At 73.1% G+C, this 11,098-nt stretch carries 10 protein-coding genes; 2 read left to right on the forward strand and 8 right to left on the reverse strand.

All coding sequences use genetic code 11. The features are described 5' to 3' along the window. Positions 1-63: 63 nt before the first annotated feature. The 8 genes from ACZLKG_RS07250 to ACZLKG_RS07285 form a co-directional block, all read right to left on the reverse strand. On the reverse strand, positions 64-807 hold the full coding sequence (locus ACZLKG_RS07250; RefSeq protein ID WP_463648355.1) for a pseudouridine synthase: 744 nt from the start codon (positions 805-807) through the stop codon (positions 64-66). Beyond that, positions 804-1,472, reverse strand: coding sequence for an SMC-Scp complex subunit ScpB (scpB, locus tag ACZLKG_RS07255; RefSeq protein ID WP_463648356.1), 669 nt, complete (start codon positions 1,470-1,472; stop codon positions 804-806). Before scpB ends, ACZLKG_RS07250 begins: the two co-directional genes overlap by 4 nt. Further along, positions 1,469-2,413, reverse strand: a complete 945-nt coding sequence (locus ACZLKG_RS07260) for a segregation and condensation protein A (protein ID WP_463648357.1) — start codon at positions 2,411-2,413, stop codon at positions 1,469-1,471. The genes scpB and ACZLKG_RS07260 overlap by 4 nt, the downstream gene beginning before the upstream one ends. Before the next feature lie 7 nt (positions 2,414-2,420). After that, positions 2,421-3,302 carry a ParA family protein gene (locus ACZLKG_RS07265; protein WP_425709868.1) on the reverse strand — a complete coding sequence of 294 codons (882 nt, stop codon included), beginning with the start codon at positions 3,300-3,302 and terminating at the stop codon, positions 2,421-2,423. 46 nt (positions 3,303-3,348) lie between these two features. Further along, positions 3,349-3,690, reverse strand: a complete 342-nt coding sequence (locus ACZLKG_RS07270; RefSeq protein WP_463648358.1) for a TfoX/Sxy family protein — start codon at positions 3,688-3,690, stop codon at positions 3,349-3,351. Between the two features lie 44 nt (positions 3,691-3,734). Then, positions 3,735-5,369, reverse strand: coding sequence for a glucose-6-phosphate isomerase (pgi, locus tag ACZLKG_RS07275; RefSeq protein ID WP_463648470.1), 1,635 nt, complete (start codon positions 5,367-5,369; stop codon positions 3,735-3,737). Positions 5,370-5,410: 41 nt separating this feature from the next. After that, positions 5,411-6,373 (reverse strand): site-specific tyrosine recombinase XerD, encoded by a 963-nt coding sequence (locus ACZLKG_RS07280; RefSeq protein WP_463648359.1) that lies wholly within the window; start codon positions 6,371-6,373, stop codon positions 5,411-5,413. 64 nt (positions 6,374-6,437) lie between these two features. Then, positions 6,438-7,331, reverse strand: coding sequence for a heme o synthase (locus tag ACZLKG_RS07285; RefSeq protein WP_463648471.1), 894 nt, complete (start codon positions 7,329-7,331; stop codon positions 6,438-6,440). A 394-nt stretch (positions 7,332-7,725) separates the two neighbouring features. Here ACZLKG_RS07285 and tkt point away from each other — a divergent pair, with 394 nt between their 5' ends. Further along, a complete protein-coding gene (tkt, locus tag ACZLKG_RS07290) occupies positions 7,726-9,825 on the forward strand; it encodes a transketolase (protein WP_463648360.1) in 2,100 nt (699 codons plus the stop codon). A 79-nt stretch (positions 9,826-9,904) separates the two neighbouring features. After that, complete coding sequence (gene tal, locus ACZLKG_RS07295; protein ID WP_425709864.1) at positions 9,905-11,023, forward strand: transaldolase; 1,119 nt, start codon at positions 9,905-9,907, stop codon at positions 11,021-11,023. The last annotated feature ends 75 nt before the right edge of the window (positions 11,024-11,098 follow it).

Genomic DNA, 11,098 nt, shown 5'->3' on the forward strand with positions numbered 1-11,098 from the left:
CGGTAAGATACTTTCGCAAGACGCGACTTTCCGCCCTGCGCCGTCCTCTCCGTGCCGGGGTCGCTACATCCCCACCGACGCCATGAGTGAGCCGAGCTCGGGTCCCGCGATGACCCGTGTGCGGCCCGGTCGCAGGTCGCCGAGCGCGATCGAGCCGATGCGCGTGCGCAGGAGCCGGGTCACGGGGTGGCCGACCTGCTCGAACATGCGGCGCACGATGTGGTTGCGGCCCTCGTGCAGGACGACCTCGACCAGGGTCGCGTCGGGCGCCGTGTCCTTGATGGTCACCTCGGTGGGCCGGACGAAGCCGTCCTCGAGCTCGAGGCCCTCGCGCAGCTGCCCGGAGACCGCCTTGGCGATACGGCCCTCGACGGTGGCGAGGTAGGTCTTCGGTACCTCGTAGGAGGGGTGGGTGAGCCGGTGCGCGAGCTCGCCGTCGTTGCTCAGCAGGATGAGTCCCTCGGAGTCGGCGTCGAGCCGGCCCACGTGGAACAGGCGCTCGGTCCGGCCCTCGACGTACTGCGCGAGCGACGCGCGGCCGTCGGGGTCGTCCATCGTGGAGACCACCCCGCGCGGCTTGTTGAGGGCGAGGGTGAGCAGCGTGTCGTCGAGCTGGACGCGCGAGCCGTCGACGTGGATGACCGCGGTCGCGGGGTCCACGCGGGTGCCGAGCTCGCGGACGACCGTGCCGTCCACGCTCACCCGGCCGGCGGCGATGAGCTCCTCCGAGGCGCGACGGGAGGCCACGCCGGCGCCGGCGAGGACCTTCTGGAGGCGGACGCCCTCGGGCGTGTGCGGATCGGTCATGTCGCTCCCTGGGTCGGGTCGACGCCGAGGTCGGCGTCCAGATCGGGCAGGTAGGGGGCGAGCGGCGGCAGCTCGTCGAGCGAGCTCAGCCCCATCCGCTCGAGGAAGGTCGTGGTCGTGCGGAAGGTCATGGCTCCGCCCTCCTCCGCGACGCCGGCCTCCTCGACCAGCCCGCGCGCGAGCAGCGTGCGGACGACGCCGTCGACGTTGACGCCGCGCACGGCCGCCACCCTCCCGCGCGTGACGGGCTGGCGGTAGGCGATGACGGCGAGCGTCTCCAGCGAGGCCTGGGTGAGCCGCGCGGTCTGTCCGTCGACGACGAACCGCCCGACGACGTCGGCCACAGACGGCGAGGAGTAGATCCGCCAGCCGCCACCGACCTCGCGAAGCTCGAAGCCACGGCGCCGGCCCCCGCGCTCGCCGCGGTACTCGGCCGCGAGCTCGCCGAGCGCCTCGGTGACCAGGTCCGTCGGGACGCCGAGGACACCGGCGAGGTCGAGTGCTGGCACGGGGTCGTCGACGATCATGAGGACGCCCTCGATCGCGGCGTGCAGCTCGTCCGCCCCGGGGCGGGCGTGGACCTCGTCGAGCGTGTCCTGCACCGCCGGGCCGTTGGGCGCCGTGTCGTCGGTCGGCGCTGCGTCGCCGGTGGGCTCGGGGCTCACGTCTCGCTCCTGGTGTCGTGCGGGCCGTCGTCGGCTGCATCGTCGTCGACGTCGGCAACGTCTTCGGCGGTGGTGTCCGCGACGTGGGGGCCTGCGTCCTGCCCGGGCTCGGGCTCGGCGAGGTCGGTGGGGTCCCCGACGACGACGTCGCCCTGATCGGGGCCGGTCCAGCGAACGCTGAGCTCGGCGAGGGCCTCGGCCTGCTCGAACGCGACGGCGCCCTGGCGGAAGAGCTCGAGCAGCGCGAGGAAGCGGGAGACCACGTGCCCCGTGGTGGGGACGTCGGCGACGAGCTGCCGGAAGGTCAGCGTCCGGCGCTCGCGCAGCCGGTCGACGAGGATCGCGGCCTGTCCCGGCACGGGCACCAGCGGGTCGTGCAGATGGTCGACGCCGACGCCGGGCGGCGCCGGCCGGCCGGTCTCCGCGTGCGCGGCGAGCCGCGCGAGGTCGTGCGGACCGGTCGACCAGACGAGCTCGGGCAGGAGCGCGGCCAGGTGCGGCTCGAGCGGCGCCGACCTCGGCCAGGACCGCGCGCCGCGCTCCCACGCCTCGGCGAGGTCCTCGGAGACGGACTTGTAGGCCCGGTACTGGAGCAGGCGGGCGAAGAGCAGGTCGCGGGCCTCCAGCAGAGCGAGGTCCTCCGCGTCCTCGACCTCACCGCGCGGCAGGAGCCGGGCCGCCTTGAGGTCGAGCAGCGTGGCGGCGACGACGACGAACTCGCTCGCCTCGTCGAGGTCCCAGACGTCGGCGGCCGCGAGGTAGGAGATGAACTCGTCGGTCACGGTCGCGAGCGCGACCTCGGTGACGTCGAGCCGATGCTTGGAGATGAGCGAGAGCAGCAGGTCGAACGGCCCGGAGAAGTTGTCCAGGACCACCGAGAAGCCGCCGTCCCCGGGGGGCGCGACCTCGTCCGCGGCTAGCCCCGGAGCCGCCCCGGTCACGTCCGTGTCAGGCTGCATCGCCGCGGGCGACGAGCTCGCGGGCGAGGCGCCGGTAGGCGTCCGCCCCCGGGTGCGTGGGTGCGTAGCTGGTGATGGGCTCCGCGGCGACCGAGGCGTCCGGGAACTTCACCGTGCGCGAGATGACGGTGCGGAACACCTTGTCGCCGAAGGCCTCCCGCACGCGGTCGAGGACCTCGCGCGAGTGCAGGGTCCGCAGGTCGACCATCGTGGCGAGGATCCCGTCGATCCGCAGCCGCGGGTTGAGCCGGTCGGTGACCTTCTCGATGGTCTCCACCAGCAGGGCGACGCCGCGCAGCGCGAAGAACTCGGCCTCGAGCGGGATGAGCACCCCGTGGGCCGCCGTGAGCGCGTTGACCGTGAGCAGCCCCAGTGAGGGCTGGCAGTCGATGATGATGACGTCGTAGTCGTCGAGCACCGGCGCGAGCACCCGGGCGAGCGCCTGCTCGCGCGCGACCTCGCCGACCAGCTGGACCTCCGCCGCGGAGAGGTCGATGTTCGCGGGCAGGACGTCGAGGTTGGCGACCGGGCTGGTGAGGATCGCCGACCGCACGTCGGGCCGGCGCTCCATGATGAGCTGGTAGACGGTGCGCTCGATCTCGTTGGCGTTGATCCCGAGTCCCGCGGAGGCCGCGCCCTGCGGGTCGAAGTCGACGATGAGCACGCGCCGGCCGTACTCGGCGAGCGCGGCACCGAGGTTGATCGTCGTCGTCGTCTTGCCGACCCCGCCCTTCTGGTTGCACATGGCGATGACCCGGGCGGGTCCGTGGCTCGGCAACGGGTCCGGCGCCGGGAAGTCCTCGTCGCCCCAGGAGATCGGCGCGGCCGGCTCGGTGCCGGCGGCGTCCAGGGTCGGCTGCTCGTTGCTCATCGGCTCAAGGTTAGTCGAGGTGTCGGGCCCGGGGAGCGACGGCCGTTCAGCCGCCGGCCACCGACCGGTTGCGCTCCATGGCGTGGCCGAGCCAGCGGGTCAGCCCGTCCTCGTCGTCGATCGCCGAGGCGTCGACCCGGATCCACCCCGGGCCCATGCTCCGGCCCTCGCCCATCTCGGCCCGGCTCGCGCCGGCGAGGTCGACCAGGCCCGGGTCCGCCGCACGGTCGACACGGACCAGCAGCGACCCGTCGCCGGACGCGGAGACCACCATCTGCTCGCGCACCATGAATGCCACGCCGCCGAACATCCGCTTCTCGAGCGTCGTGGGCTCCCCGACCAGGAGCGCGCGGAGCCTCTCGACGAGACGGTCGCGCTCGGCCGTCACCGTGGCGGCCCGCCCGCCGGTGCCCTCGTCGAGATACCCACCGGTCAGCCCCGGCGCGCTGTCCGGTAGCGGCGGATGAGCTCGGAGGTCGAGGAGTCGTGGGCGTCGGCCGCCGGCGCCTCGTCGGCGGTCAGCTCGGAGGCGATGCGGGTCGCGAGGACCTTGCCCAGCTCGACGCCCCACTGGTCGAAGGAGTTGATGCCCCAGACGACGCCCTGGACGAACACCTCGTGCTCGTACAGCGCGACGAGCTGGCCGAGCACCGACGGGGTGAGGCGCGGGGCGAGGATCGTCGTCGTCGGCCGGTTTCCCGGGAACGTCTTGTGCGCGACGAGCTCCTCGGGCACGTCGTCGGCCCGCACCTCCTCGGCTGTCTTGCCGAAGGCGAGGGCCTCGGACTGCGCGAGGAGGTTCGCGGTGAGCAGGTCGTGATGGAGCTCGACCTCTTCGTGCGCGGGTCGCACGAACCCGATCATGTCCGCGGGGATCAGCTCGGTGCCCTGGTGGATGAGCTGGTAGAAGGCGTGCTGGCCGTTCGTGCCGGGCTCGCCCCAGACGACCGGCCCGGTGTCGGTCGACACCGGCTCGCCGTCGCGGGTCACGCGCTTGCCGTTGGACTCCATGTCCAGCTGCTGCAGGTAGGCGGCGAACCGGCCCAGGTCCTGGGCGTAGGGCAGGACCGCACTCGTCGAGGCGCCCAGGAGGTTCCGGTTCCACACCTTGATCATCGCGAGCAGGGCGGGCACGTTCCGCTCGAACGGCGCGGTGCGGAAGTGCTCGTCGACCGTGTGGAAGCCCGCGAGCATGTCCCGGTAGGCGTCGGGCCCGATCGAGATCATCAGTGCCAGGCCCACCGCGGAGGTGAACGAGTAGCGGCCGCCGACCCAGTCCCAGAACCCGAACATGTTCTCGGTGTCGATACCGAACTCGGCGACCTTCTCGGCGTTGGTGGAGACCGCGACGAAGTGCTTCGCCACGGCGGCCTCGTCCCCGAGCACGTCGACGAGCCACGAACGCGCCGACCGTGCGTTCGTCAGGGTCTCGATCGTGCCGAAGGTCTTCGACGCGACGACGACGAGCGTCTCCTCGGGGTCGATGCCCTGGAGCACGGCGCTGAGGTCGTCGCCGTCGATGTTGGAGACGAACCGCACGTCGATCCGCGGGTCGGCGTAGGCGGACAGCGCGCGCTGAGCCATCGCGGGGCCGAGGTCCGAGCCGCCGATGCCGATGTTGACGACGGTGGTGATGGCCTTGCCCGTGTACCCGGTCCACTCCCCCGACCGCACCTGGTCGGCGAAGGCCGCCATGCGGTCCAGCACCTCGTGGACGTCGGCGACGACGTCCTGGCCGTCGACGACGAGCTCCGCGTCGCGCGGCAGGCGCAGCGCCGTGTGCAGGACCGCGCGGTCCTCGGTGGTGTTGATGTGCTCGCCGGCGAACATGGCGGCCGTACGCCCGGCGAGGTCCACCTCGTCGGCCAGGTCCCGGAGCAGCTCCAGCGTGCGGGCCGTCACGCGGTTCTTCGAGTAGTCGACGTAGAGGTCGCCGACCTGGGCGGCGAGGCTCGTCCCCCGCGCGGGGTCCTCCGCGAAGAGCTCCCGCAGGTGCGTCTCGCCGATCTCGGCGTGGTGGGCGGCCAGCGCCCGCCAGGCGGGCGTGTCCGGGACGTGCGCGGCCATGGTCTCCTCCGAGGGGTCGACGTCGATGGCCCCATCGTGGCTCACTTCACGTCCCGCGTGCCAGCCCGTCCGCCGCGCCGCGCGCGGGGGTGGCTCGTCGCGTAGACCTCGCGCAGCGCCTGGACGGTGACCTGCGTGTAGATCTGGGTGGTCGTCACGCTCGCGTGCCCCAGCAGCTCCTGGACCACGCGGACGTCCGCACCGCCGGCGAGGAGGTGGGTGGCGAACGAGTGGCGCAGCGTGTGCGGCGAGAGGTGGTCGACCTGGAGCCCGGCGCGCTCCCCCGCGGCCCGCAGCACGCCCCATGCGCTCTGGCGCGACAACGGCCGGCCGAGCGTGTTGAGGAACAGGCTCGCGTTGCCCCGCCCGCGCGCCGCGAGCGCGGGACGCCCGCGGACGAGGTACGCGCCGACGGCGTCGGCCGCGGGCCCGCCCAGGGGGACGACGCGCTCCTTGCGCCCCTTGCCGAACAGCCGGACGGCGCGCTCGGCCACGTCCACGTCGTCGATCGCGAGGCCCACGGCCTCCGAGATGCGCGCGCCGGTGCCGTAGAGGACCTCCACCAGGGCGGCGTCGCGCACGCCGAGCGGCTCCTCGGCCGCCGCGGCGGCGGCGATGAGCGCCTCGACGTCCGCCACCGGCACGGCCTTGGGCAGGCGGCGTCCCTGGGCGGGCGGACGCACGCGGGCGGAGACGTCGTCGGGGACCAGTCCCTCCGCGAGGGCGAAGCGGTGCCAGCCCCGGGCCGCGGTGACGGCCCGGGCGGCGGAGGAGGCGGCGAGCGGCCGGCCCCCGTCGGAGCCGTCCGCGAGCGCGGCGGCGAAGCCGGCGACGTCGTCGACGGTGACGCCCGCGAGGTCGCGCCGACCGAGGGTGCGCAGGTGCTCCGCGTACCGGGAGAGGTCGCGGCGGTAGGCGGCGACGGTGTGGGCGGACAGCCCGCGCTCGACGGCGACGTGCGCCAGGTACTGCTCGAGCGCGGCCGCCAGGCCGTCCGGGCTCACGGGTGGGGCGCCCGGACGACGCCGGTGGCGAGAGCCCGGGCGGTGGCCGCTCGGCCCGCCCGGGTCACGGGACGAACGGGTCGATCGCGACGGCGAGGAACAGGACCGACAGGTAGGTGATCGATCCGTGGAAGACCGTCATCGCATGCTTGCGGCCCCGGCGCGGGTCCCCCGACAGGCGCACGAGCTGCACGCACTGCAGCAGGAACCAGCCGCCGGAGACCACCGCGGCGACCGTGTAGAACCAGCCCATGCCGGCCACCGGGACGAGCGCGAGCGACGTGGCGACGGTGAGGACGGCGTAGACGAGTCCGTGGGTCGCCACCGTGGGCGCCCCGGCCACGGCGCCGAGCATCGGCACGCCCGCCCGCTGGTAGTCCTTGGTGAACTTCATCGACAGCGGCCAGTAGTGCGGCGGGGTCCAGAAGAAGACGATGAGGAACAGCAGCAGCGCCGGCCAGTCGAGCGAGCCCGTGACGACGGACCAGCCGATGACCACCGGCATGCAGCCAGCGACCCCGCCCCACACGATGTTCTGGCTCGTGCGGCGCTTGAGGATCATCGTGTAGAAGACGACGTAGAGCAGGATGGCGGCGAGCGTGAGCGCCGAGGCCACGAGGTTGGCCAGGAGGGCGAACCACGCAACGGACACGACGCCGAGGACGAACGCGAAGATCAGCGCGTTGCGCGGCCGGATCTCGCCGGTGACCAGCGGGCGCTCCCGGGTCCGGTTCATCAGGGCGTCGATGTCCCGGTCGAGGACCATGTTGAAGGCGTTGGCCGACCCGGCGGCGACGGTCCCGCCCACGAGCGCGACGACGACCTTCCACCAGCCCGGCCAGCCGTCGGCGGCCAGGACCATCGTCGGCAGCGTGGTGACGAGCAGGAGCTCGATGATGCGCGGCTTCGTCAGCGCGACGTAGGCGGCGAGCCGGGACCGGCGACGTCCGGGGTGCAGCGGGCCCGGGTGCTGACCGCCCGCGCCGGCGCCGCCGTGCGCGGCGGCTCCCGTGCCGGCGTCGGACGACGCGCCGTGGGCACCCGTGGCGCGGCCACCCGCGTCCGCAGCATCGGCCGGGCCGGATCCGCGCGCGTCGACCTCGTGCTCGTGAGCAGTGTCCTCGGTCGGGCTCGCCAGGTCGCGCTCGTGCACGCGCACCACCTCTCTCGCCGTTCCCACCTCCCCGGGGCGCGCAACGGGGCGGCGCGCGGGAGGCAGGTCCCGCCCATGCTACCCGCGCACCGTCCGGGCTCCGTGGCCGTACTGAGAGGCACGTGCCACTCGCCTTGCCGCGGACTAGGCTCGGAGAAGATCCGCAGCGCCCTGGCGCACCCGACGAACTGGAGGACACGTGAACGACCACGCACCGGTGCTCGACGAGCTCGACCTCAAGGCGGTGGACACCGCACGCCTGCTCGCGCTGGACGCCGTGCAGAAGCGGGGCAACGGGCACCCCGGCACGGCGATGGCACTCGCGCCGCTCGCCTACCTCCTGTACCAGAAGGTCCTGCGCCACGACCCGGCCGACAGCCGCTGGATCGGCCGCGACCGGTTCGTCCTGTCGGCGGGCCACTCCTCGCTCACCCAGTACGTCCAGCTCTACCTCGCCGGGTTCGGCCTCGAGATCGAGGACCTCCAGGCGTTGCGCGAGTGGGGCTCGAAGACCCCCGGTCACCCGGAGTACCACCACACCGACGGCGTCGAGGTGACCACCGGCCCGCTGGGCCAGGGCCTCGCGAACGCGGTCGGCATGGCGATGGCCACCCGTCGCGAGCGCGGCATCTTCGACCCGGACGCCGCCCCCGGGACCTCCCCGTTCGACCACCACGTCTACGTCATCGCCTCCGACGGCGACATGCAGGAGGGCGTGACCTCCGAGGCCAGCTCGCTCGCCGGGACGCAGAACCTGGACAACCTCATCGTCTTCTGGGACGACAACAAGATCTCCATCGAGGACGACACCTCGATCGCGTTCTCCGAGGACACGGTCGCCCGCTACGAGGCCTACGGCTGGCACGTCCAGGTCGTCGACTTCACCCAGGGCGGCACGGGCTACACCGAGGACGCCGACGCGCTGCTCGCCGCCATCGAGGCCGCCAAGGCCGAGACCGGGCGCCCGTCCTTCATCGCGCTGAGGACCGTCATCGGCTGGCCCGCCCCGACCCTCCAGGGCACCGGCACCGCCCACGGCGCCGCGCTCGGCGCCGACGAGGTCGCCGCCACCAAGGAGGTCCTCGGGTTCGACCCGGCCGAGGACTTCGCCGTCGCGGACGAGGTCATCAACCACACGCGCACGCAGGCCGCCGAGCGCGCCGCCGCCGAGCGCGCCGAGTGGCAGAAGTCCTACGACGCGTGGCGCACGGCCGCCCCGGAGCGCGCCGCGCTGCTCGACCGCCTCGTCGCCAAGGAGCTCCCGGACGGCTGGACCGACTCGCTCCCGGAGTTCGAGGCCGGCAAGGCCGTCTCGACCCGGTCCGCGTCCGGCAAGGTCCTCACGGCCCTCGCGCCCGTGCTGCCCGAGCTGTGGGGCGGCTCGGCCGACCTCGCCGGCTCGAACAACACGACGATGGACGGCGAGCCGTCGTTCCTGCCCGTGGAGCGCGCGTCCAAGAAGTTCCCGGGCAACAAGTACGGCCGCACGCTGCACTTCGGCATCCGCGAGCACGCCATGGGCTCGATCCTCAACGGCATCTCCGCCTCCAGCGTGACGCGCCCCTACGGCGGCACGTTCCTCGTGTTCTCCGACTACATGCGGGCCGCGGTGCGCGTCGCCGCCATCATGGGCACGCCGTCGATCTACGTGTGGACGCACGACTCGGTCGGCGTCGGCGAGGACGGCCCCACCCACCAGCCGATCGAGCAGCTCACCGCGCTGCGCGCGATCCCGGACCTCGACGTCGTCCGCCCGGCGGACGCCGCGGAGACCGCCGTCGCGTGGCGCGGCATCCTCGAGCGGACCGAGCGCCCGGTGGGCCTCATCCTCTCGCGCCAGAACCTGCCCAACCCGGAGCGCGGCGGGGACACGGGTCTCGCCCCGGCCGAGGGCGCCCTGCGCGGCGGCTACGTGCTCGCCGACTCGCCCACCGGTTCGATCGACGTCCTGCTGATCGCCACCGGCTCCGAGGTGCAGCACGCGCTCGCGGCGCGCGAGACGCTCCAGCAGGACGGGATCGGCGCCCGCGTCGTGTCCCTGCCCAGCGTCGAGTGGTTCGCCGACCAGGACGAGGCCTACCGCGAGGAGGTCCTCCCCTCGGGCGTCAGGGCCCGGGTGAGCGTCGAGGCCGGGCTGGCCATGCCCTGGCGCGACCTCGTCGGCGACGCCGGACGGTCCGTGTCGATCGAGGGCTTCGGCGCCTCCGCGCCCGGCGACGTCGTCATGGAGAAGCTCGGCATCACGGCGGACGCCGTCGTGGCTGCCGCGAAGGAGACCATCGAGGCCGCCTCGGCCTGACGACCCACGTGACACCCTCGACGGGCCGCGGACGGTACGCCGGCCGCGGCCCGTCGCACTTCCACCACCGGAGGACGGCATGACCGATCAGACCAGCCCCCTGTCCGAGCTCTCCGCCCACGGCGTGTCCGTGTGGCTCGACGACCTCTCCCGCGAGCGGCTCGACGACGGCTCGCTGCAGCAGCTCATCGACGACCGGAACGTCGTCGGCGTGACGACCAACCCGACGATCTTCGCCGGTGCGCTGTCGAAGGGCTCCGCCTACGACGCCCAGGTGGCCGAGCTCGCACGTGCGGGCAGCGACGTCGAGCAGGCCGTCACCGCGATCACGACCGACGACGTCCGCGCGGCCTGCGACGTCTTCGCCCCGGTCTTCGAGGCGACCGGCGGCAAGGACGGCCGCGTCTCGATCGAGGTCGACCCGCGCCTCGCGCGCGACACGGGAGCCACGATCGCGGAGGCACGGACGCTCTGGCAGGTCGTCGACCGGCCCAACGTCATGATCAAGATCCCCGCCACCGAGGAGGGCCTGCCCGCGATCGCCGACGCGATCGCCGAGGGCATCAGCGTCAACGTCACGCTCATCTTCTCCCTCGACCGCTACCGCGCCGTCGCCACCGCCTACCTCGACGGGCTCGAGCGTGCCCAGGACAACGGTATCGACCTGTCGACCATCCGCTCGGTCGCCTCGTTCTTCGTCTCCCGGGTCGACGCCGAGGTGGACAAGCGCCTCGACGCGCTCGGCTCGTCCGAGGCGAGCGCGCTGCGCGGCGCCACGGCGATCGCCAACGCCCGCCTGGCCTACGCCCGGTTCGAGGAGATCTTCGGTTCTCCGCGGTTCACCGAGCTGGCCGCATCGGGTGCCCACGTCCAGCGGCCGCTGTGGGCGTCGACCGGCGTGAAGGACGAGGCGTACAGGGACACGATGTACGTCGAGGAGCTCGTCGCGGACGACACCGTCAACACGATGCCGGAGAAGACCCTGCTCGCCACCGCTGAGCACGGCGAGATCCGCGGGGACACGGTCTCCGGCCGAGCCGACCAGGCCCAGCAGGTCCTGGAGTCGCTCGCCGCGCTGGGCATCGACATCGACGAGGTCACCGCCCAGCTCGAGGACGAGGGCGTGTCGAAGTTCGAGGTGTCGTGGGAGGAGCTCCTGCAGACCGTCCGTTCGGCGCTCGACTCGGCGTCGGCCTGACAGCCGGTCGGCACGAACCGGACGGACGCGGGGCGGAGGGGAGGAGAGGAAACAGTGGAGAAGGAGAAACGGCGG

Source organism: Georgenia sp. Z2081, from assembly GCF_055326445.1.

Bases quoted from the DNA above. Each gene is read 5' to 3' on its own strand.
- tal (WP_425709864.1), top strand. From the start codon at position 9,905: ATGACCGATCAGACCAGCCCCCTGTCCGAGCTCTCCGCCCACGGCGTG.
- pgi (WP_463648470.1), bottom strand. From the start codon at position 5,369: ATGGCCGCGCACGTCCCGGACACGCCCGCCTGGCGGGCGCTGGCCGCC.
- ACZLKG_RS07265 (WP_425709868.1), bottom strand. From the start codon at position 3,302: ATGAGCAACGAGCAGCCGACCCTGGACGCCGCCGGCACCGAGCCGGCC.
- ACZLKG_RS07250 (WP_463648355.1), bottom strand. From the start codon at position 807: ATGACCGATCCGCACACGCCCGAGGGCGTCCGCCTCCAGAAGGTCCTC.